General features: G+C 72.1%; 18 protein-coding genes. 12 read left to right on the top strand and 6 right to left on the bottom strand.

Translation table 11 applies throughout. From position 1 onward, the window contains the following. Positions 1-13: 13 nt before the first annotated feature. Entirely contained in the window at positions 14-1,771 is a 1,758-nt protein-coding gene (locus J4709_RS18870) for a bifunctional metallophosphatase/5'-nucleotidase (RefSeq protein WP_208242491.1), read from the top strand. 57 nt (positions 1,772-1,828) lie between these two features. Here J4709_RS18870 and J4709_RS18865 read toward each other — a convergent pair whose 3' ends face one another. Then, positions 1,829-3,715, bottom strand: coding sequence for a glycoside hydrolase family 15 protein (locus J4709_RS18865; protein ID WP_307801355.1), 1,887 nt, complete (start codon positions 3,713-3,715; stop codon positions 1,829-1,831). A gap of 340 nt (positions 3,716-4,055) precedes the next feature. On the opposite strand from J4709_RS18865, the gene ppdK reads away from it, so the two are divergent. The 7 genes from ppdK (at position 4,056) to sigJ (ending at position 13,135) form a co-directional block, all read left to right on the top strand. After that, positions 4,056-6,752 carry a pyruvate, phosphate dikinase gene (gene ppdK, locus J4709_RS18860; protein WP_208242489.1) on the top strand — a complete coding sequence of 899 codons (2,697 nt, stop codon included), beginning with the start codon at positions 4,056-4,058 and terminating at the stop codon, positions 6,750-6,752. A gap of 150 nt (positions 6,753-6,902) precedes the next feature. After that, a complete protein-coding gene (locus tag J4709_RS18855; protein ID WP_208242488.1) occupies positions 6,903-7,718 on the top strand; it encodes a YdcF family protein in 816 nt (271 codons plus the stop codon). A 75-nt stretch (positions 7,719-7,793) separates the two neighbouring features. Next, positions 7,794-9,089: a deoxyguanosinetriphosphate triphosphohydrolase gene (locus tag J4709_RS18850; protein ID WP_208242486.1), complete on the top strand. Its 1,296-nt coding sequence runs from the start codon at positions 7,794-7,796 to the stop codon at positions 9,087-9,089. A 120-nt stretch (positions 9,090-9,209) separates the two neighbouring features. Beyond that, a complete protein-coding gene (locus J4709_RS18845) occupies positions 9,210-10,439 on the top strand; it encodes an NAD(P)/FAD-dependent oxidoreductase (protein WP_208242484.1) in 1,230 nt (409 codons plus the stop codon). Between the two features lie 71 nt (positions 10,440-10,510). Beyond that, the gene (locus J4709_RS18840) at positions 10,511-11,710 is read left to right on the top strand and encodes an MFS transporter (RefSeq protein WP_208242482.1); all 1,200 of its coding nucleotides are present in this window, start codon (positions 10,511-10,513) and stop codon (positions 11,708-11,710) included. Positions 11,711-11,811: 101 nt separating this feature from the next. Beyond that, on the top strand, positions 11,812-12,264 hold the full coding sequence (locus J4709_RS18835; RefSeq protein ID WP_232383744.1) for a GtrA family protein: 453 nt from the start codon (positions 11,812-11,814) through the stop codon (positions 12,262-12,264). A 1-nt stretch (position 12,265) separates the two neighbouring features. Beyond that, entirely contained in the window at positions 12,266-13,135 is an 870-nt protein-coding gene (sigJ, locus tag J4709_RS18830; RefSeq protein WP_208242479.1) for an RNA polymerase sigma factor SigJ, read from the top strand. Positions 13,136-13,155: 20 nt separating this feature from the next. On the opposite strand, the gene J4709_RS18825 is transcribed toward sigJ, so the two are convergent. Beyond that, complete coding sequence (locus J4709_RS18825; RefSeq protein ID WP_232383710.1) at positions 13,156-14,013, bottom strand: isocitrate lyase/PEP mutase family protein; 858 nt, start codon at positions 14,011-14,013, stop codon at positions 13,156-13,158. A gap of 128 nt (positions 14,014-14,141) precedes the next feature. On the opposite strand from J4709_RS18825, the gene J4709_RS18820 reads away from it, so the two are divergent. Further along, complete coding sequence (locus J4709_RS18820) at positions 14,142-14,582, top strand: carboxymuconolactone decarboxylase family protein (protein WP_208242477.1); 441 nt, start codon at positions 14,142-14,144, stop codon at positions 14,580-14,582. Positions 14,583-14,637: 55 nt separating this feature from the next. On the opposite strand, the gene J4709_RS18815 is transcribed toward J4709_RS18820, so the two are convergent. Both J4709_RS18815 and J4709_RS18810 read right to left on the bottom strand, forming a co-directional pair. Beyond that, the gene (locus tag J4709_RS18815) at positions 14,638-15,507 is read right to left on the bottom strand and encodes an LLM class F420-dependent oxidoreductase (protein WP_208242475.1); all 870 of its coding nucleotides are present in this window, start codon (positions 15,505-15,507) and stop codon (positions 14,638-14,640) included. A gap of 148 nt (positions 15,508-15,655) precedes the next feature. Then, positions 15,656-16,255, bottom strand: a complete 600-nt coding sequence (locus tag J4709_RS18810; RefSeq protein ID WP_208242473.1) for a histidine phosphatase family protein — start codon at positions 16,253-16,255, stop codon at positions 15,656-15,658. Positions 16,256-16,866: 611 nt separating this feature from the next. On the opposite strand from J4709_RS18810, the gene J4709_RS18805 reads away from it, so the two are divergent. The 3 genes from J4709_RS18805 to J4709_RS18795 all read left to right on the top strand — a co-directional run bounded on the left by J4709_RS18805 (position 16,867) and on the right by J4709_RS18795 (position 20,332). Continuing rightward, positions 16,867-18,081, top strand: a complete 1,215-nt coding sequence (locus J4709_RS18805; protein ID WP_208242471.1) for an HNH endonuclease signature motif containing protein — start codon at positions 16,867-16,869, stop codon at positions 18,079-18,081. Between the two features lie 936 nt (positions 18,082-19,017). Beyond that, complete coding sequence (locus J4709_RS18800) at positions 19,018-19,920, top strand: alpha/beta fold hydrolase (RefSeq protein ID WP_208242468.1); 903 nt, start codon at positions 19,018-19,020, stop codon at positions 19,918-19,920. 34 nt (positions 19,921-19,954) lie between these two features. Continuing rightward, positions 19,955-20,332 carry a MerR family transcriptional regulator gene (locus tag J4709_RS18795; protein ID WP_173099768.1) on the top strand — a complete coding sequence of 126 codons (378 nt, stop codon included), beginning with the start codon at positions 19,955-19,957 and terminating at the stop codon, positions 20,330-20,332. Here the strand turns inward: J4709_RS18795 and J4709_RS18790 are convergent. Both J4709_RS18790 and J4709_RS18785 read right to left on the bottom strand, forming a co-directional pair. Beyond that, positions 20,296-20,706, bottom strand: coding sequence for a hypothetical protein (locus tag J4709_RS18790; protein WP_208242466.1), 411 nt, complete (start codon positions 20,704-20,706; stop codon positions 20,296-20,298). The genes J4709_RS18795 and J4709_RS18790 overlap by 37 nt on opposite strands. Continuing rightward, positions 20,694-21,308, bottom strand: coding sequence for a TIGR03086 family metal-binding protein (locus tag J4709_RS18785; RefSeq protein ID WP_208242464.1), 615 nt, complete (start codon positions 21,306-21,308; stop codon positions 20,694-20,696). The genes J4709_RS18790 and J4709_RS18785 overlap by 13 nt, the downstream gene beginning before the upstream one ends. Positions 21,309-21,335 lie beyond the last annotated feature (27 nt).

The raw sequence follows: 21,335 nt of genomic DNA, 5'->3' as shown, positions 1-21,335 counted from the left end.
TCCGGTGTCTCGAATGTCCCGACGGCTGGCCGGGGGCGCGCTCGCCCTGGCCGCCGCCACGGCGGGGACGGTGCCCGCCGCGCACGCCGGGCAGCCCCGCCCGGTCGACGTGCAGCTGCTGTCCATCACCGACTTCCACGGCTACCTGCAGCCCTACGACGACGCCGCGAACGGGCAGGTGAAGCTGCCGGACGGGACCGTCCTGAAGGTCGGCGGCGCCGCCTACAATGCCGCGCACCTGGAGCGGCTGCGGCAGGGGAAGCGGAACTCGATCCTGTTCTCGGTCGGCGACAACTTCAGCGGCTGGCCGTTCGAGGTGGACGCGTTCCGCGACGAGCCGACGATCGAGGTGCTCAACAAGCTCGGCGTCCGGTTCTCCGCGGTCGGCAACCACGAGCTGGACGTGTCGGCCGGGTTCCTCAAGGACCACATGATGAAGGGCCGCTGCTTCGGCACGGTGAACGTCGACAGCTGCTTCACCGACTCCACCGGCAAGCGGTTCCGCGGCGCCGACTTCCCCTTCTACACCGGCAACATCGTCGCCGCGAAGACCGGGAAGCCGATCCTCAAGCCGTACAACATCGAGTGGGTGCGCGGGGACGGCGGCCGGAGGATCCCGGTCGGGTTCATCGACCTGACCGTCCCGGACACCCCGGCCGGGTCCACGTCCTACCAGCCGGACCTGCGGTCGCTGCCGCTGCTGGAGACGGCGAACCGGTACGCCGCGGAGCTGAAGCGGCGCGGCGTGAAGGCGATCGTGGCGAACGTCCACGACGGCGGGACGGCGGACGGCGCGGGCTTCGACGGCTGCCACGACCCGCACGGCCCCGTCGTCGACTTCGCGAAGCAGGCGTCGCCGGACATCGACGCGATCTTCACCGGGCACTGGCACGCCGGGTTCAACTGCACGATCGCCGACCCGGCGGGGAACCCGCGCCCGGTGGTCGAGGGCCTGAACCACGGCCGGCTGATCAGCGAGATCGACCTGCGGCTGGACGCCCGCGGCGAGGTGATCCGCGGCGCCACCAGGGCCGTCAACCATCCGGTGACCCGCGACATCGCGCCCGACCCGGCCGTCCAGAAGATCGCCGACTACTGGACGGCCCGCGGGAACGCGCTGGCCGCGCAGCCGCTCGCGCGGCAGACCGGCGACTTCACCCGGGCACAGAACGGCGCCGGCGAGAGCACCATGGGCGACCTCGCCGCCGACGTCCAGTACTGGGCGGCGGGGACGTCCCGCAAGGGCCGCGCCGATCTCGCGCTCGTCGCGACCAAGCCCGTGACCGGCTCGACCGCGGTCGCGCGGGACCTGCCGTACGCGAGGGGGACGGCCGCCGGCGACGCCGACGGGCGCGTGACGTTCGGCGAGGCGTGGAGCGCCTACGGGTACGGCAACCCGGTCCTCACCGTCACGGTGACCGGCGAGCAGATCCACCAGGCGCTGGAGCAGCAGTGGCAGGGCACGAAGTTCGCGCCGTTCGCGGTGTCGAAGAACGTCCGCTACGGCTACGACGCGTCCCGCCCCGCCGGCGACCGCGTCGACCCGGCGAAGGTCACGATCGACGGCAGGCCGCTCGACCCGTCCAGGAGGTACCGGCTGGCCGCGCTCGCCTACACGCTGATCGGCGCGGACGGCCACACCGCGTTCAACGGGTTCACCGGCGCCTACCGCAACGACCTGCCCGACCACGAGGCGTTCGCCGCGTACCTGAGGGCGCATCCGGTGATCGCGCCCGCGCCGCTCGACCGGGTCGCCCCGGCGGCGGGCTGAACCGCCATGAAGAAGCGCCGTGGCCGGGGACGATCCCGGCCACGGCGCCCCGCCGGCTCAGGCCAGCGGCGGCTGCTCCTGCTCGCCCTCCGCGTTGATCACCTGCATCACCGCGTTGATCAGCGCGAGGTGGGTGAACGCCTGCGGGAAGTTGCCGAGGTGCCGCCCGGTGTGCGGGTCGATCTCCTCGGCGTACAGCTGCAGCGGGCTCGCGTACGACAGCAGCTTCTCGCACAGCGCCCGCGCCCGGTCCAGCTCACCGATCATCACCAGCGTGCTGACCAGCCAGAACGAGCAGATCGTGAAGGTGCCCTCCTCCGACTCGAACCCGTCGTCGGTCTCGGTCGCCCGGTACCGCAGGACGAGGTCGTCCTCCGACAGCTCGTCGGCGATGGCGAGGACCGTCTCCCGGACGCGCTTGTCGTCGGCGGGCAGGAACCCCAGCAGCGGGATCAGCAGCGCCGACGCGTCCAGCGCGTCCGCGCCGTAGTGCGCGGTGAACACGCCCCGCTCGTCCAGCGCGTTCGCCAGCACGTCCGCGTGGATCTCGTCGGCGGCGGCCTGCCAGCGGCGCGCCCGCTCCTGGTCGCCGCGGACGCGGGCCAGCCGCGCGCCGCGCTCGGCCGCGACCCAGCAGAACACCTTCGAGGAGGTGAAGTGCTGCGGCTCGCCGCGCACCTCCCACATCCCGCAGTCGGGGGTGCGCCAGTTGGCGAGCGCGTCCTCCACCTGCTTCACGACGATCTTCCAGAGCCGGTCGTCGAGCCGGTCGCGCTTGCGCACGAACAGGTAGATCGACCCGATGATCGCGCCCCACACGTCGTGCTGGGCCTGCATGTACGCCTCGTTGCCGATGCGCACCGGGCGGGCGTTGTCGTAGCCGGTCAGGTGCTCGAGGGTGGACTCGGGCAGCTCCTCCCGGCCGTCCAGCCCGTACATGATCTGCAGCTTGCCCTCGGCGGCCTCGGCGACGTCGGTGATGAAGTAGAAGAAGTCGTTGGCCTCCCAGTCGTACCCGAGGGTGTAGAAGGCCCACAGCGCCATGGTGGAGTCGCGGATCCAGGTGTAGCGGTAGTCCCAGTTCCGGTCGCCGCCCGGCGTCTCCGGCAGCGACGTCGTCGCCGCGGCCGCGACCGCGCCCGACGGCGCGAACGTCAGCCCCTTCAGGGTGAGCGCGCTGCGCTGCAGGTGGCTGCGCCACGGGTGGTCGGGGAAGCGGCCGCGGTCCAGCCAGTGCTGCCAGTGGTGGACGGTCCAGACGAGCCGCTCCTGCGCCTCCTCCCACGACGAGGGCGCCGCGTGCTCGCTCCACGACAGCGCGACGAACCGGGACTCGCCCTGCTTCAGCAGCGTCCGGGACGTGGCGAGCGACCCCTCGAACCCGACGTTCATGTCGGTGGTCAGCCGCAGCCCGACGCCGTTCCCGCGCGCGACGGCCTCGTGGTAGCCGGCGCCGGTGTGCTCCCAGCGGGCCGGCGTCTGCCCGTAGTCGAACACCGGCATGCAGTCGAGCCGGACCTGGACCTGGCCGTTCACGCACCGCACCATCCGCAGCAGGACGTGGTCGGCGTCGTAGTCGGTGGGGGCCCGGCGGTGCGTGTGGGACCGCTCCGTCTCGTGGTGCCAGGGCCCCATCAGCAGGGCGTCGGTGACCACGAGCCAGCCGCCGTGCACCCACCAGGTGGTCTCCATCACCATGGTGCCGGGGATGTAGCGCTGCGCGGCGGGCACCTCCACGCCCGCCGGGCCGACCCGGAAGTACCCGGCGTCCCGGTCCAGGATCGACCCGAACACGCTGGGCGAGTCCATCTTCGGCAGGCACATCCACTCGATGTTCCCGCTGGGCGCGACCAGCGCGGTCGTCTCGCAGTCGGACAGGAACCCGAAATCGGCGATCGGGGCGAACGGGTCTCCCGCCCGGCCGCCGGCGACCTTCGGCCTCACAGCGTCACCTCCTTGATCCATCATTACCTCTCCAGAGCAATGGGTGCGCCAGGAGCGCGGGATGTTTCCCCGGCGCCGGGCGCGCGGTGTGCGGCCTCAGGGCGGCGGCGGCCCCCGGGCAGTGGTTCAGACCACTTGGAATAGACCACTAAACGGCCTCTGAGCTGCGATAACGCCGTTCGGGCAAAGGGGTGCCGGGAGACCGGGTCATCCGCGGGTACAGTCCCGGCAAACAGGGCAGCGGACCCGCTGGCGCCTGGGGGGACGCAACGGTGCGCGCTCTCCGGCGCGGGGGTCCGGAACTGTCACTGGGTGGAACCGGAGCGAGAAGGAGCTCCCCGTGCCGAAGTTCGTGTACGACTTCACCGAGGGAAACAAGGACCTCAAGGATCTGCTGGGCGGCAAGGGCGCCAACCTGGCCGAGATGACCAACCTCGGCCTGCCCGTGCCTCCCGGGTTCACGATCACTGCGGAGGCCTGCCGGCATTACCTTGAGCACGGGACCCTGCCCGAGGGGCTGGCGGAGGAGGTGAACGCCCACCTCGCCGCCCTGGAGGGCGCGATGGGCAAGAAGCTCGGCGAGCCCGGCGACCCGCTGCTGGTCAGCGTCCGCTCGGGGGCCAAGTTCAGCATGCCCGGGATGATGGAGACCGTCCTGAACGTCGGTCTCAACGACGAGTCGGTGCACGGCCTCGCCGCCCAGGCCGGCGACGAGCGGTTCGCCTGGGACTCCTACCGCCGGCTGATCCAGATGTTCGGCAAGACCGTGCTGGACGTGGACGGCGACCTGTTCGAGGACGCCGTCGAGGACGTCAAGCGGGCCCGCGGCACCGACGACGACGCCGACCTCACCGCCGACGACTTCAAGGACCTCGTCGACCGGTTCAAGGCGATCGTCCGCGAGCAGGCCGGCCGGGAGTTCCCGACCGACCCGCGCGAGCAGATGGACCTGGCCACCGAGGCGGTGTTCGAGTCCTGGAACGCCGACCGCGCGATCCTGTACCGCCGCCAGGAGCGCATCCCCGTCGATCTCGGCACCGCCGTCAACATCTGCTCGATGGTCTTCGGCAACATGGGGATGGACTCGGGGACGGGCGTGGCGTTCACCCGCGACCCCGCGTCCGGGCACCAGGGCATCTACGGCGACTACCTGCAGAACGCGCAGGGCGAGGACGTCGTCGCCGGGATCCGCAACACCGTCCCGCTGACGGAGCTGGAGCGGATCGACAAGGCGTCCTACGACCGGCTTCTCGAGATCATGGAGACGCTCGAGAACCACTACCTCGACATGTGCGACATCGAGTTCACGATCGAGCGCGGCAAGCTGTGGATGCTGCAGACCCGGGTCGGGAAGCGGACCGCCGCCGCCGCGTTCCGGATCGCCTGCCAGCTGCTCGACCAGGGGCTCATCGACGCCGACGAGGCGGCCCGGCGCGTCACCGGCGGCCAGCTCGCGCAGCTGATGTTCCCCCGGTTCGCCAGCAGGGTCGACGGCGTCAAGAAGATCACCAAGGGGATGAACGCCTCGCCCGGCGCCGCCGTCGGCAAGGCCGTGTTCACCTCCGAGCGGGCCGTCGAGCTGGCCGAGCGGGGCGAGGACGTGATCCTCGTCCGCCGCGAGACCAACCCCGACGACCTGTCCGGCATGGTCGCCGCCAAGGGCGTGCTGACCTCCCGCGGCGGCAAGACCTCGCACGCCGCCGTCGTCGCCCGCGGCATGGGCAAGACGTGCGTGTGCGGCGCCGAGGAGCTGGACGTCGACGTCAAGGCCGGGTCGTTCACCGCGCCCGGCGGCGTCACCGTGAGCGAGGGCGACGTCATCTCGATCGACGGGTCGTCCGGCGACGTCTACCTCGGCGAGGTCCCGGTCGAGGACTCCCCGGTCGTCCGGTACTTCGAGGGCGAGCTGTCCGCCGCGGACGGCGACGAGCTGGTCACCGCGGTGAACCGCGTCATGGAGCACGCCGACGCCAGGGCGGCGATGGCGGTCCGCGCCAACGCCGACAACGCCGAGGACGCGGCGCGGGCCCGCCGGTTCGGCGCCCGCGGCATCGGCCTGTGCCGCACCGAGCACATGTTCCTCGGCGACCGCCGGCAGCTCGTCGAGCAGCTGATCCTGGCCGAGGGCGACGACGAGCGGCAGGCCGCGCTGGACGCCCTGGAGCCCCTGCAGAAGCAGGACTTCGAGGGCATCTTCGAGGCCATGGACGGGCTGCCGGTCACGATCCGGCTCATCGACCCGCCGCTGCACGAGTTCCTCCCCGACATCACCGAGCTGTCGGTCAGGGTGGCCCTCGCCGGCGACGGCGCCGACCCCAAGGACCGGAGACTGCTCGAGGCAGTCACCCGACTGCACGAGCAGAACCCTATGTTGGGGCTGCGCGGCGTGCGGCTGGGTTTGGTGATTCCGGGGCTGTTCGCCATGCAGGTGCGCGCGATCGCCGAGGCCGCCGCGGCCCGCAAGGCCGCGGGCGGCGACCCGCGCCCCGAGATCATGATCCCGCTCGTCGGCGCGGTGCAGGAGCTGGAGGCGGTCCGCGACGAGGCGCGCGGCATCCTCGACGCGGTCCGGGAGTCCACCGGCGTGGACGTCCCGGCGCTGGTCGGCACCATGATCGAGCTGCCGCGGGCGGCGCTGACCGCCGGGCAGATCGCCGAGGCCGCCGAGTTCTTCTCCTTCGGCACCAACGACCTCACCCAGACGACGTGGGGCTTCTCCCGCGACGACGTCGAGGCGGCGTTCTTCTCCCGCTACCTCGAACTCGGGATCTTCGGGGTGTCGCCGTTCGAGACCCTGGACCGGGAGGGCGTCGGGCGGCTCGTCCGGATCGCCGCCGAGGAGGGCCGCAGGGCGCGTCCGGGGATCAAGCTCGGGATCTGCGGCGAGCACGGCGGTGACCCCGACTCGGTGCACTTCTGCCACGAGGTCGGCCTGGACTACGTGTCCTGCTCGCCCTTCCGGGTACCCGTGGCGCGGCTGGAGGCCGGCCGCGCCGCGATCGAGGCGGGCGCCGCGGGAGGCAGCGACAGCCGCTGACCGCGGCCCGGGCGGCCGGCCGGCGCGCGGCCGACCGCCCGGGACCGCGCAACGCGGGATCCCCGGCGGGTGGAAATGTGGGGCGCGCAACACGCCGGACCTGCGAACCTCCGGCGCCCGCCGGACCATCTCACTAACGTGTCCAGAGCGATGACGTTGGAAGTCGAGTTGCCGGACCACGACCCGGACGAGCCCGAGGAGACCGGTGAGCGCCCGCGCGGCCGCAAGAGGCGCGGACGGCGCCCGCGGCCGCTCTGGTTCACGATCCCGGTCACCGTGCTGTGCTGCGTCCTCGCCGTCGTCGTGCTGACCCCGCTGACCGTCGGCGCCCGCGTCTGGTACCAGGCCCGGCAGGACGAGCGGCCCCGCTCGGACGCGATCATCGTGCTCGGCGCCGCGCAGTACAACGGGGTGCCGTCCCCGACGCTGCGCTGGCGGCTCCAGCACGCCCTGGACCTGTACCGCGACAAGGTCGCGCCCGCGATCGTCACCGTCGGCGGCCGGGCGCCCGGCGACCACTACACCGAGGCCGAGTCCGGGCGCCGGTGGTTGATCGAGAAGGGCGGCGTGCCCGCGTCCCAGGTCGTCGCGGTGCCGGACGGCCGCGACACGCTGCAGAGCATGAAGGCGGTCGGGAAGGTCTACAAGGCGCGGCACTGGACGTCCGGCGTGATCGTCACCGACCCGCCGCACGCGCTGCGCTCCAAGCGGATGGCCGAGGACAGCGGCATCAAGGCGGCCGCGTCGCCGACCCGCAGCGGCCCGAGCGTGCAGACCCGCGACACCCAGTTCCACTACATCGTCCGGGAGACCGGCGGGTACCTGTCGTACGTGCTGCTCGGCAAGAGCGTGAAGACGCCGAGCGAGACCATCAAGATCATCCACGGTGACCCGACCGCGACCGTGTCGCCCGGCGCGCCCGGTGCCACGCCGGGCGCCACCCCGGGCGGCGCGCCCACCCGCTGAGCCCTGCCCGGCGCCGCCGAATCAGCGGCGGCTCGGCCTGCTTACTCTCCCTTTGCCCGCTTACTCTGGAAGGACATGACCCACAACCCGTCACGCACCGGACGCTCGGAAGGGTCCGGATACTCCGGCAGGGACAAGCTGCGCTGGGCGCCCGAGCCCCCCAAGCGCCGCGACCGCACGGCGTTCGAACGCGACCGGGCCCGCGTGCTGCACAGCGCCGCGCTCCGCCGGCTCGCCGCCAAGACCCAGGTCGCCTCGCCCGGCGCGGACGCCGCCGCCGACACCGTGCAGAGCCTGCGCACCCGGCTCACCCACTCGCTGGAGTGCGCGCAGGTCGGCCGGGAGCTCGGCAAGTCCCTCGGCTGCGACCCCGACCTGGTCGAGGCGGCGTGCCTGTCGCACGACATCGGGCACCCGCCGTTCGGCCACAACGGCGAGTCCGCCCTGGCCGTCGTCGCCCGCGACTGCGGCGGTTTCGAGGGCAACGCGCAGAGCCTGCGCGTCCTGACCCGGCTGGAGCCCAAGTCGTTCGCGCCGGACGGCCCGCCCCTGCACGGCCGCAGCGTCGGCCTCAACCTCACCCGCGCGGCCCTCGACGCGGCGATGAAGTACCCGTGGACGCAGCAGGACGCCGTCAACGGCAAGTTCGGCGTGTACGCCGACGACGTCGACGTCGCCCGCTGGGTCCGCGAGGGCGCCCCGGCCGGCCGGACCTGCTTCGAGGCCCAGGTCATGGACTGGAGCGACGACGTCGCCTACTCCGTCCACGACCTGGAGGACGCGCTCGTCGCCGGGCACGTCGACTTCGCGCGGCTCGCCGACCCGTCCGAGCGCCGGCTCGTCGCCGCCACCGCCGCCAAGCTGTACTGCGCCGACGCCGGCCTCGACGAGCTGGAGGAGCGGTTCGCCGCGCTGCTCGCCGAGCCGTACTGGCCCGACCGCTACGACGGCACGCCGCGCAGCCTCGCCGCGCTCAAGAACCTCACCAGCACGCTGATCGGCCGGTTCTGCCTGGCCGCCGAGACCGCCACCCGCGTCGCCCACGGCGACCGGCCGCTCACCCGCTACGCCGCCGAGCTGATCGTCCCGCGCCCGCAGCGGCTGGAGAACGCGCTGCTCAAGGGCATCACCGCGCACTACGTGTGGATCAGCCACGAGGAGGTCAGGGCACGCCAGCGCACCCTGATCACCGAGCTGGCCGAGATGATGCTCGCCGGCGCGCCCGCCTCCCTGGACCCCGGGTTCCGCGAGGCGTTCGTCGACGCCGGCGACGACGCGGCCCGGCTGCGCGCCGTCGTCGACCAGATCGCCTCCCTCACCGACCTGTCGGCGATCGCGCGCCACCGCCTCCTCGGCGGCCGCCCGCAGTAGCCCGCGCCGGGGCCGGGCCTAGGTGCGTGCATTCCGCCCCGACGCGCCGAACAATGACCCTTGTCTCGTTACGGAGGCCGCTGTAGGGATAGCTACAAGTCATCTACAGGAGGTCGCGCCATGCCCGAGGAGACGTTCGTCATCGTCGGTGCCGGACTTGCCGGAGCCAAGGCGGCGGAGACGCTTCGCGAGGAGGGCTTCGCGGGCCGCGTGCTGCTGATCGGCGAGGAGATCGAGCGGCCGTACGAGCGTCCGCCGCTGTCCAAGGGGTTCCTGCTCGACAAGGAACCGCGCGAGAAGGCGCACGTGCACGAGGCCGACTGGTACGACAAGCATGACGTGGAACTGCGCGCCGGCGTCTCCGTCACGGCGATCGACCGGACCGCCCACCAGGTGCGGCTGTCGACCAAGGAGCCGATCGGCTACACCAGGCTGCTCCTTGCGACCGGCGCTTCGCCGCGCCGCCTGGAGGTCCCCGGCTCCAAGCTCCAGGGCATCCACTACCTGCGCACCATGGCCGACTCTGCCGCGCTGAAGCAGGCGTTCGCGCACGGCGGCCGGCGCGTCGTCGTCGCCGGGGCCGGCTGGATCGGGCTGGAGGCGGCCGCCGCCGCCCGCGAGTACGGCAACGACGTCACGATCATCGAGCCGGAGCCCGCGCCGCTGCACGCCGCGCTCGGCCCCGAGCTCGGCCGCCTGTTCGCCGACCTGCACCACGAGCACGGCGTCGACGTCCGCCTCGACCAGGGCGTCGCCGGGTTCTGGGGCGCCGGGCAGGTGTCGGCCGTCGTCACCTCCGGCGGCGCCGAGGTGCCCGCCGACGTGGTCGTCGTCGGCATCGGCGTCCGGCCGAACACGGCGCTCGCCGAGAAGGCGGGCCTCGAGGTCTCCGACGGGATCCTCGTCGACCAGTCGCTGCGCACCTCCGACCCCGATGTCTTCGCCGCCGGCGACGTCGCCAACGCCTACAACCCGCTGCTCGGCCGCCGGATCCGCGTCGAGCACTGGGCGAACGCGCTGAACGGCGGGCCCGCCGCCGCGCGCGCCATGCTCGGCCGGGACGTCGTGTACGACCGCGTCCCGTACTTCTTCAGCGACCAGTACGACCTCGGGATGGAGATGTCCGGCGTCGCCGCGCCGGGGGAGTACGACCGGGTCGTCTACCGCGGGGACGTCGCGGCCCGCGAGTTCATCGCGTTCTGGCTGAACGAGGGCCGGGTCGTCGGCGGGATGAACGTCAACGTGTGGGACGTGACCGGCGACGTCCAGGCGCTGATCCGGTCCGGGCGCCCGGTCGAGGAGGCCCGGCTCGCCGACCCGGCGGTGCCGCTCGCCGACCTCGCCGGCTGAGACCCCGCTCCCGATCTTTGTCACCGCCCGGCCGTACCGGGCCGGGCCGTAAGGCACGTACAGTCGGCCGGGTGGTGACGGACGAGATCGCGGCGCCGGCCCGCGCGCGCCTCGCGGTGACGGTGGCGTTCGCGGCGCACGGCCTGCTCGGCGCGGCGTGGGTGGCGCGCATCCCGCAGATCAAGGAGCATCTCGGGCTGAGCGCGGGCACGATGGGCGTCGCGCTGCTCGGCGCCCCGGTGGGCGTGGTCGCCGCGGTCCGGTTCGCCGGCTGGATCGTGCACCGGTGGGGCTCCCGCGCGACCACCGTCGCCGCCGGGACCGTGGGCGCGCTGTCGCTCGTCCCGCTGGGGCTGTCGTGGAACCTCGCGTCGCTGATCTGCTCCCTGGTGCTGATGGGCGGGTCGCTCGGCCTGATGGACGTGGCGATGAACGCCCAGGGCGTCGCCGTCGAGCGCGGGTACGGGCGCCCGCTGATGTCCGGCCTGCACGGCTCGTACAGCATCGGGACGCTGGTGGCGGCGCTGATCGGGTCCGGGGCGGCGCATGCGGGCGTCCCGGTCGCGGTGCACCTGTCGGTCGCGGCGGCGGTGCTGGTGGTGCTGCTGGCGGTCGGCTGCCGCGACCTGCTGGATCGTTCCATCGACGTGCTTCCGGAGAGCGACGCCGACGACGCCGCCGAGGCCGCACCGCCGGGGCGGCGGGGGGCGGCCGTCCGCGCCGCCCGCTGGCCGCTGATCATGCTCGGCGTCATCGGGCTCTGCTCGTTCGTCGGCGAGGGCGCGATGGCCGACTGGAGCGCCATCTACCTGCGCGAGAGCCTCGGCACCGGCCCCGGCGCGGCCGGGCTCGGCTACGCCGGCTGCGCGATCGCGATGACCGCCGGACGGCTCGCCGGCGACCGCGTCGTCGCCCGCTTCGGGCCCGTCACCGTGCTGCGGACCGGGTCGCTGGTCGCGGCGGCCGGGCTCGCCCTCGGGCTGCTGCTCGGGAACCCGGTCGCCGCCGTGTGCGGATTCACCCTTTTCGGGCTCGGCGTCGCCGTCGTGGCGCCCGTCACGTTCAGCGCCGCCGGGAACGTCCCCGGCGTCCCGCCCGCCGCCGGGATCTCCCGGGTCACCGGGGTCGGCTACCTCGGCCTGCTCGGCGGCCCGCCCGTCATCGGATTCGTCGCGCAGGGCGTCGGGCTCGCCTGGGCGCTCGCCGTCCCGGCCGCGCTCGCCGGCCTGATCGTCCTGCTCGCGCCGGCCACGGCCACCGCCGAGCGCTGAGCGCCGCGCGCCCGGGAACCGGGGATGGGGCCTGGCCGTTTTAACGGGGTTGTGACGTCGTTATATGTACCGTTCAGGTAAGGTCTGGGCGAGTGAGCACCATGCAGCGGTCGAGACCGGCGAAAACGGTCTCGTCCGCACCGGCGTACCGGGCGTTCCTCCGCGAGCTGCTCAGCTTCGGAGCCGTCGGCTTCGTCGGCACCCTCATCATGATCTTCGGCGCCAACCTGATGCGCGCCTGGCTCGGCGGCAGCCCGGTGACCAGCGTCGCCGTCCCCACCGTCCTGTCCACGCTGAGCTCCTACCTGCTCAACCGCTACTGGACGTTCCGGCACCGCGACAGCGAGGGCTCCGGCCGCGAGTTCGCGATCTTCTTCGCGCTGAACGGCATCGGGCTCGGCATCCAGGTGCTGTGCACCGGATTCACCTACTACACGCTCGGCCTGCACGGCGGCATCGCCTACAACCTCGGGCTCCTCGCGGGCGTCGTGTTCAGCTCCGCGTTCCGCTACTGGTCGTACAAGAAGTGGGTCTTCACCCCGGCAGCCGCGTGAGATGGGGCGGCTCGACGACGAGTGGGCGCGGCACCGGCCCGCCGTGTTCGGCGCCGCCTACCGGATCACCGGCAGTGTCACCGACGCCGAGGACATCACGCAGGACGTGTGGCTGCGCGCCGCCGCCAAACCCCTCGACGACGTCCGCGACCTGCGCGCCTGGCTGATCACCGTCGCCGCCCGGCGCGCCTACGACCTGCTCGGCTCCGCGCACGCCCGCCGCGTCGACTACGTCGGGCCCTGGCTGCCCGAACCGCTGCTGACCGGCCCCGACGCCGCCGAACCCGTGCTCGTCGACGAGACCGCCGGCACCGCGATGCTGCTCGTCCTGGAGGAGCTGTCGCCGCCCGAGCGGGTCGCGTTCGTGCTGCACCAGGCGTTCGAGGTGCCCTACGACGCGATCGCGGAGGTGCTCGGCAAAACGCCCGCCGCGTGCCGGCAGCTCGCGTCCCGGGCCCGCCGCAAGGTCGCCGCCGCGACCCCGCCCCGCCCCGCGGACGCGGGGGAGCGGGATCGGGTGCTGCGCGCGTTCCGGGCCGCCTACGAGCGCCGCGACGAGGCCGCCCTGCTGGCGCTGCTCGACCCGGACGCCACCTACACCACCGACGGCGGCGGCCACGTCTTCGCCGCCCGCAAGATCATCGCGGGCCCGGGACGGGTCGTCACCGCGCTGCTGCGGGTCGCCGTCCGGCAGCGGTTCGCCCTCGTCCCCGCCGAGGTCAACGGGGAGTCCGCGCTGCTCGTCCGGAACCGGGCGGGGCGGCTCGCCGCCGTCGACACGGTCGAGGTCCGGAACGGGCGGATCGTCGCGGTCCGCCGCGTCCTGAACCCGGAGAAGCTCGCCGCCGCCCGTTCGGCCCTCGGCTGGTAGCCGTCTCCGGTCTTCCGGGGTCAGCCGGCGGCGGGGCGGCGCATCGCGCCGTCCAGATCCAGGGGCGAGAGGCTGCCGGCGGTCGCGTCCAGATCGCCGTTCTTCAGGAACGCTTCGGCCGCCCGCAGCGCCGCCGTGTAAGCCGCGCCGGCCAGCGCCGTCCCCACGCTGACGCGCCGGACGCCCGCCTCCGCCAGCATCGCCACCGTCGGGCCGCCCGCGAAGAACGACCCCGCGTTGACCGGGATCGGGACCGCGGCCGTCAGCGTCCGCAGCAGGTCCAGATCCAGCAGGCCCGGCACGAACAGGCAGTCCGCGCCCGCCTCCGCGTACCGGCCCGCCCGCGCGACCACCTCGTCCAGCCGCCCCGCCGGATCGCCGACCTGGTGGAAGAACACATCGGTGCGCGCGTTCACCACCAGATCGGGCGCGCCCGCACGTGCCGCGGCGGCGCGTGCCGCCGCGATCCGCTCCGCCTGCGCGTCGGGGGAGTGCAGCGGGCTGCCCGCCGGGCCCGGCGAATCCTCCAGGTTGATCCCGGCCGCCCCCGCGGCCACCACCGCCTCGACCGTCGCCGCCACGTCCCGCGGGGCGGCGCCGTACCCGCCCTCGACGTCCGCGGTGACCGGAACGTCCACCGCATGGGCGATGCGGTGGACCGCCGCCGCCATCGCCTCCCGGTCGAGCTGCTCGCCGTCCGGCCTGCCGAGCGCCCACGAGACCGCCGCGCTGGACGTCCCGATCGCGGACGCCCCCGCCCGCTCGATCATCGCCGCGCTGCACGAGTCCCAGGCGTTCGGCAGCACCAGCAGCCCCTCGTGGTACGAGCGGAACAGCCGCGCCTTCTCATTGACCGTCGTTTCTCGGGTCGCCATCATGCCGCCGAACCTAGGGCGGCGAATCGGCCCGGTGGTAGAGCCAATCCGCGGTCTTCCGACTGAGCCGATCCGTCCTGTCACACGCACCGGGGGTGCGTCGTCTCCCTGGTGACGAAGGGAGACAGACCATGCCGCGCATGCTTCTGCAGGAGGCGACCCCCGAGGTCTACCAGGGGTTCATGAAGATCGCCGGGCTCATCCGCCGCGGGCCGCTGCCCCGGCCGACCGAGGAACTGATCAAGATCCGCGCCTCGCAGCTCAACGGGTGCGCCTTCTGCGTCGACCACCACATCCGGGACTTCCGCGCGCTCGGCGAACCCGAGGAGCGCGTCCACCACCTGACGGTGTGGCACGAATCGCCGCTCTACAGCGAGGCGGAGCGCGCCGCCCTCGCCTACACCGAGGCCGTCACCCGCCGCGAGCCCGTGAGCGACGAACTGTGGGAGACACTGCGCAAGCACTACCCGGACGACCGCGAACTCGGCGACCTCGCCGCCCTGGTGTCGCTGATCAACGCGCTCAACCTCTTCGGCGTCCCGCTGCACCTCAGGCCGCCGGTCCGGGACTGACGCGCCGGACATCCCGGGCCCGCCGGCCGTGGCCGGCGGGCCCGGGACGGGTGGTTCAGCGCCCCGCCGGGACGATCTTCCCCGTCTGCGCCAGCGCCTCGGCCAGGATGCCCGTCAGGTCCTGGCCGGTGCCCTGCGAGAAGATCACCTCGTCCACGCCCTGCTCCGCGAGCCGCCCGACCGCGTCGACGGCCGCGCCCACCGACGGCGTGTCGGTGAAGAAGGTCAGCGACGTCTTCTCGATCTCGTCGTAGTCGCGCCCCTCCCGCTCGCAGTGCTCCCGCAGCACCTCCAGCTTCCGCGGCAGCTCCTCGCCGTCGAAGATGTTGCAGGCGTCGGCGTACTTGGCGACGAACCGCAGCGTCTTCTTCTCGCCCGTGCCGCCGATCAGGATCCGCGGATGCGGGCGGCGAACCGACGGCGGCGAGTTCAGCGGACGCTCCAGCCGGTAGTGCTCGCCCTCGAACGGCGACTCGTCGCCCTCCCACATCTGATGCGCGATCCGCAGTGTCTCCTCCAGCCGCTCGAACCGCTCCGCCGTCGGCGGGAACCGCACGCCGAGGCCGCGCGACTCCTCCTCGTTCCACGCCGCGCCGATGCCGAGCCAGGCACGCCCGCCGGACAGGACGTCCAGCGTCGTCACCGTCTTCACCAGGATGCCGGGATGGCGGTACGTCACGCCGGTGACCAGCGTGCCGAGCGTGATCCGCTCCGTCAGCGCCGCCGCGTAGGAGAGCGCGGTGTAGCCCTCCAGCATCGGCTCGTCCGCCGGGCCCACCATGTTGATCTGGAAGAAGTGGTCCATCACCCACAGCGAGTGCAGGCCGCCCTGGTCGGCGTCCTTGGCGATGCGGGCGAACGTCGGGCCGATCTGGTCCGGCCCGCCGGGAAAGGTGAAACTGGGCACCTGGAGTCCGATGCGCATGGCGGTCTTCCTCTTCTTCGCGTCCGTCGGTTCTCGTTCCGTTCGTGCTGCCTGCCAATGACTCTCCGACCTGGAGTGCACTCCAGGTCAAGCCCGGCCACCGCTGCATACCCGCCCCGCCGCCGGCCAGTCTCCCCGGAGCCCGAGGTCAGGCCCCCGGCCACGCAGTGCAATGCCAGCCCTGGACGTCCAGCAGAATCCGGAAGGGAACGGCATGCGGCAGCGGCGCGCCCCACACCGCCGAGCCCAGCCCGCACATGACGCTCAGCTCCGCCGTGAGGCTCGCCACATGCCCCACCACGGCGACCGCCCCGCCGCCAGGGTGCTCGGCTTCGATCGTCCGGAACGCCTCCAGGACCCGCCGGACGACGGTGTGCCCCGTCTCGCCGTCGGCGACCCGCTCGTCCAGCCGTCCGTCCACCACCCATGAGTGCAGCACCTCGGCCGTCCTCGAGCGGGTCGCCGTGTCCGCCGCGCCCTCCAAGGCGCCGATCCCCACCTCGACCAGCCCGGCCATCGCGGTGACCTCAACGCCTTGGACCTGGCCGATCGCGTCCGCCGTCTGCAGTGCGCGCTTGGCCGTGCTCGCATAAACGTGCTCGACCGGCATAAGCGCCCGCGCCGCCGCGACCGCCTGCCTGTGCCCATGTGCCGTCAAGGCGGCATCCGGCAATGCCCCGGACAAGCCGCCGACAACGTTCTCGGACTCTGCATGCCGAAGACACATCACTTCCAGGACGCCGTCCATCGGTGAATGGTACTTGGTTGGGGATGCTTCGTGAATTATGCGTGCGGTGGGGTGAGGGTCGCGGGGGATTTGGTGTTGGCCTTGGAGTGGGGGAGTCTGTTCGGGATGGGATTCCTAGGGGGTCGCCGTTCGGTGGTGGCTATGTGTTCCGGTGTTGGGTGTTCGGGTCGTGGGGCGGAATGGTGTTCGGGGGTGGGGCGAGAGGGGCGCTCGTGCGATGGCGTTGCCGGCGAGATGGTGTTCGGGTGGTGGGGTGGCGCTGGCGTACGGGGCCGCCCCTCCAAAGTCAAGGGCGCCTTCGGCGTCGCTGCGCGATGGACTTCGTCCACCCTTGACTTTGGAGCCTCTGCGGCCCCTGAGGCAGCGTTAGGGGCAGGCTCCGCCTGCCCCGCCCCGGGTCGCGCCACCCCACCACCCCCTTCCGTAAGGAACTAAGGGAGCCGCCAAGCAAGGGACGAAATGGGCAAAGAGTCAGAGGCGGGCAAATTGGGGCGGAGTCGGTTGGGAAATCCAACCCTGAAAAATGCCCGCTCAGAGGTTCGATTCCCGGTCACGCATGGTATTCTTTACGTATGCAATCAGTGACGGTCGAGTTGGGGGCCGCGTCCACCATGGAACTGGTGAACGCGCTCTCAACCATCGCCGCTGAACTCGCCACCAGAGAAGCCCCCGAATCAGCAGCCGCCTGCCTCGAACTCACCGAAATACTTGCCACGGCCACCGATATGCAGGAAAGCGCCATGGCATCGTTCATCGGCCGAGTGGACGTGGCAGGGGAACAGCAGAGATGGGGATACCCCTCCACCCGGGCATGGCTGCGTTCCAAGCTGGGCATGCGAGAAAGCCGCGCCAAGGAGCGCTTGACGCTCGCGCGCCAGCGGCACCGGATCCCGCAGGTGACCAAGCGGCTGGCGGCCGGAGACCTGTCCTACGGCTACGCCACCACCGTCGCCGAGTCGGTGGCTCGCCTGGACGACACCGATTGCGCGCAGGCGGAGGCCACACTGCTGGACATGGCCGATCAGGGGTTCTCGGCTGGGAAGGTCGCGGCGTTCGGGCAGCGGATCCGTGACGTCATCGCCGAACGCGACGGTACTGAGGACGCACCGGACGAGGATTCCAAGCACGGGTACGACAAGTCGTGGATCACGACGACGCGTTCGCTGGACGGCGGCCGGTACATCAAGGGGTGGCTGAACCCCGAGGACGCCGCGATCTGGGACGGCACCCTCGCGCCGCTCGCCAAGCCGGCCGGGCCCGACGACCGCCGGGACGTGAGCGAGCGCACCGCAGCGGCGCTGTCGAGCGTGCTGTCGGGCGGGCACAAGGCCACCAAGGTCACCGTCATCTGCGACCTTGAGACCCTCACCGGCGGGAACGCTCCGGCCCGCCTCACCGACGGGACACCGATCCCCGCCGCCCAGGCCCGCCGCATCGCTCTCGCGGCCGGAGTGTCACCCCTCCTGCTGGGACGCGGGAACACCCCGCTCTACCTGGGCTACCGGGAACGGTTCGCCTCCGCAGCCCAACGCCAGGTCCTGGAGACGCTGTACCCGACCTGCGCGGTACGCGAATGCGAGACGCCGGGGACGCTGTGCGAAGTGGATCATGTCGGAGGATGGGCACTCGGTAGGTCACCGACCGACATCGATCAACTCGCACTCACCTGCGGATGGCACAACCGGTTCAAACACACCAGCCCCGACCAGATCCACATCACCAAAGACCCAGACGGGCGCTACGTCTACCGATTGCTGCCACCGCCCGACGCCCGACCCCGAACCAGCAACGGGCCACCCGGCACCACCTTCAACTGGGCCGCATAACCACCCACCCATTGCGCAGCCGCCCGGCAGCAAGACCGCCGGGCGGCTGGCATGCCCTCACACCACCAGGCCCACAATCCACTGATGCGCCTGCACTAAACGGGCACATCGAGGATGGTCACGACGCCTTCGGAACTGCCGCACCCGCCAACACCATGGACGTGACCAGCACCAAGGGCGACGGCACCCCGACATCTCCAGCGACGGCCAGCGACCAACCGGCCCGCCTCGCGCATGTGCCCTCACCGTGCGGCAACTTACCGATTCCCATGCGAGCAACTAGCACCCAAGAGCCCCCACCCCGCCGCGCCCGGTGAACGCCGACATCGGCAACTTGGCCTGCCCTCAAGAGCCTTCGCAGACTCATGAACGCTGCTGCAGTCCCCCTGGGATCCGCCTTCGGCGCCAGCAGCCGACGACACCTCACGCACAACGGCCTCATCACGCGGCAGCCTGCCGGCACCCACGTAAGGAAGCTCGGCACCCGACCGCCATGCGTACGCACGTTGCGGCAGTCGTCTCTCCGCCGCACTCCGGTGACGGAGGCGGTCAGCCGCCTTGCCTCTCAGCTCGGCCTTGTCACTGGCCGACACCCGTGTTCGGTGCGTCCGTTCGGGTGTGTTGGTCACCTCTCGTTCCTTACGGAAGGGGGTGGTGGGGTGGCGCGACCCGGGGCGGGGCAGGCGGAGCCTGCCCCTAACGCTGCCTCAGGGGCCGCAGAGGCTCCAAAGTCAAGGGTGGACGAAGTCCATCGCGCAGCGACGCCGAAGGCGCCCTTGACTTTGGAGGGGCGGCCCCGTACGCCAGCGCCACCCCACCACCCGAACACCATCTCGCCCCAAGACCCGCACACCCGATCCTCCTCGGAGGAGCACCCGAGCTCCCCGGAAAGCGCCCCACCACTCGATGGCTGGAAAGAGGGCGGATGGATCGCTGATGGCGTTGGATGTGAGGATGCCGGTGATCGTTGGGCAAGACGGGACGGAACTCGCCTACCGCGTCGTCCAGGACGACAACGACGAGAACACGTGCGGCGCCGCGGATCCGTTGGTGTGCATTCCGGGTGGGCCGATGCGTGCTTCCGCGTATCTCGGGGATCTCGGCGGGCTGTCCGGGCGGCGTCCGCTCGTCATGCTGGATCTGCGCGGGACGGGCGGGTCGGGGAGACCGGTCGATCCGGGGACGTATCGGTGTGATCGGCAGGTCTCGGACGTGGAAGCCCTGCGGGAGCATCTCGATCTGGAGCGGCTCGATCTGCTTGCGCATTCGGCGGGTGGGGATCTCGCGATTCTGTATGCGGTCGCCTATCCCGAGCGGGTGCGCACGTTGACTCTGGTCACGGGCCGGGGGCGTGCGCTGGGGGTCGACTTCACGGTGGAGCATCGCCGGGAGGCGGCGGAGCTCCGGAAGGGCGAGCCGTGGTTCGAGGCGGGACGCAAGGCGTTCGAGGCGGTTCGGGCGGGGACCGCGACCGAGGCCGACTGGGAGGCGGTCATGCCGTTCTTCTACGGGCGTTGGGACGCGGCGGCCCGGGCGCATGCGGCGCGGGAGGTCGCGGAGACGAACGAGGAGGCGGCGGAGCTGTACGCGGCGCCGGAGGCGTTCGATCCGGAGGCGGCGCGGGACGTCGTCGCGCGGCTGGAGGCGCGGGTCCTGGTGCTGGCCGGGGAACTGGACGGCGGGCCGTTGCCTCGGGTGGCCGCGGAGATCGCGGGGTTGTTCCGTGACGCGACGGTGCTGGTCCAGCCGGGGGCCGGGCATTTTCCGTGGCTCGACGATCCCCGGTGGTTCGCCGGGGCCGTGGCGGGGTTCCTGGAGGCGGGGGACGCGGAGAATTGACCTGGAGTGGGCTCCAGGTGGGATCCTGGGGAGCGTGAGCTCCTATTCTCCGGGCGAGACCGCCGAGAAAAGCGGTTTCAGCATCGACACGCTGCGTTACTACGAGAAGATCGGGCTGCTCGGCGGGATCGCGCGGAACGCGTCGGGGCGGCGCGTGTTCAGCGACGACGATCTGCAGTGGCTCGGGATGCTGCGCTGCCTGCGCGAGACGGGGATGCCGATCGCGGAGATGCTGCGCTACTCCGAGCTCGCGCGGGGCGGGGCGGAGACCGTCCGGGAGCGCCTGGAGCTGCTGCAGGACCACGACCGCCGGGTGGAGGAGCAGATCGCCCGGCTGCGCGAGCAGCAGGAGCACATCAAGTTCAAGATCGGCTTCTACCGGGGCGCGGTCTGCGAGGGCTCGCCGGCCTGAGCCAGCAGGCGGACGGCGCGCGTCCAGGTCTCGGCGGGGTCGAAGGCGTCCGCGGTCCAGGTGTGCGCGCGGATGGCGCCGCGGTTCCGGAAGCGGCGCATGATGGCGACGTGCGGGGGCCAGGCGACGAAGCGGTGCAGGTCGTCGGGGGTCTCCCAGATGGAGACGGAGCCGCTGCGCAGTTGCAGCGGCTTCGTCCACAGCCAGAGGCCGACGGCGCCCTGGAGGCCGGGCCAGGCCCGCCGCAGCGACAGGCCGGCCCGGTAGACCTTCGGGAGGTCGGACGGGTGGGCGCAGGTGAAGTCGGTGACGCTCACCAGCACCGGTCCGCCGCCTCCGGCTGGGCCGGGCCGCCAGCTCTTCAGCGGTTCCACGACGGGGAGCGCCCGAGGAGGGTGAGGAGGCGGTCCTGATCCGACGCGCCGTCAGAGGACGGGACGACGGGCGCGAACGACGTTCCGGGCCCGCGGTCGTCGGCCCCGGTGGGGACGATCGCGGCGACCTTGAGGGCGGCGGTGAGCAGCTCCTCGCCGGGCTCCCAGGGCGCGCCGATCGTCGCGGCGACGTCCCAGGCGTGGACGACGAGGTCGACGAAGTGGAAGCTGATCGCGAGCGCGGCGGGGAACGGGCCGCCGTCGCGGACCTCGGGGAGGACGAACCCGGCGTCGAGGGGCGTCACGGCGAACGCCTCGGTGACGAGGTCGAGGGACGCCGCGGCGGCGGCGTGGGGGTCGTCGCCGAGGTCGCCGCCGTGCCAGTTGGCCAGGCGGGCGCCGTCGCCGCGGGCGGCGGCCGCGAAGCCCTGGTCCTGGCTGACCTGGTGGCGGAGCAGCCCGTGCAGGGTCCAGTCGGGGCACGGCGTCGGCAGGGCGAGCGCGTCCGGTTTCACCTGGGCGACGGCCGCGAGGTAGAGGTCGGCGGCGTTGCGGTCGAGGGTCCGGAAGTCGGTGGTGAGCAGTTCGGTCAGCAGGTCCATACGGCCACCGTAGGAACGGCGAGTGGC

It is taken from the genome of Actinomadura violacea, assembly GCF_017573465.1.
GTDB lineage: Bacteria > Actinomycetota > Actinomycetes > Streptosporangiales > Streptosporangiaceae > Spirillospora > Spirillospora violacea.
The sequence above is the reverse complement of the archived record's forward strand: the minus strand, read 5'-3'. Positions and strand labels throughout refer to the sequence as shown.

Coding starts and splice junctions, on each gene's coding strand:
- J4709_RS18870 (WP_208242491.1), top strand. CDS start 14: ATGTCCCGACGGCTGGCCGGGGGCGCGCTCGCCCTGGCCGCCGCCACG.
- J4709_RS18855 (WP_208242488.1), top strand. CDS start 6,903: ATGACGTTGGAAGTCGAGTTGCCGGACCACGACCCGGACGAGCCCGAG.
- J4709_RS18850 (WP_208242486.1), top strand. CDS start 7,794: ATGACCCACAACCCGTCACGCACCGGACGCTCGGAAGGGTCCGGATAC.
- J4709_RS18845 (WP_208242484.1), top strand. CDS start 9,210: ATGCCCGAGGAGACGTTCGTCATCGTCGGTGCCGGACTTGCCGGAGCC.
- J4709_RS18835 (WP_232383744.1), top strand. CDS start 11,812: ATGCAGCGGTCGAGACCGGCGAAAACGGTCTCGTCCGCACCGGCGTAC.
- sigJ (WP_208242479.1), top strand. CDS start 12,266: ATGGGGCGGCTCGACGACGAGTGGGCGCGGCACCGGCCCGCCGTGTTC.
- J4709_RS18825 (WP_232383710.1), bottom strand. CDS start 14,013: ATGATGGCGACCCGAGAAACGACGGTCAATGAGAAGGCGCGGCTGTTC.
- J4709_RS18820 (WP_208242477.1), top strand. CDS start 14,142: ATGCCGCGCATGCTTCTGCAGGAGGCGACCCCCGAGGTCTACCAGGGG.
- J4709_RS18815 (WP_208242475.1), bottom strand. CDS start 15,507: ATGCGCATCGGACTCCAGGTGCCCAGTTTCACCTTTCCCGGCGGGCCG.
- J4709_RS18810 (WP_208242473.1), bottom strand. CDS start 16,255: ATGGACGGCGTCCTGGAAGTGATGTGTCTTCGGCATGCAGAGTCCGAG.
- J4709_RS18805 (WP_208242471.1), top strand. CDS start 16,867: ATGGAACTGGTGAACGCGCTCTCAACCATCGCCGCTGAACTCGCCACC.
- J4709_RS18800 (WP_208242468.1), top strand. CDS start 19,018: ATGGCGTTGGATGTGAGGATGCCGGTGATCGTTGGGCAAGACGGGACG.
- J4709_RS18785 (WP_208242464.1), bottom strand. CDS start 21,308: ATGGACCTGCTGACCGAACTGCTCACCACCGACTTCCGGACCCTCGAC.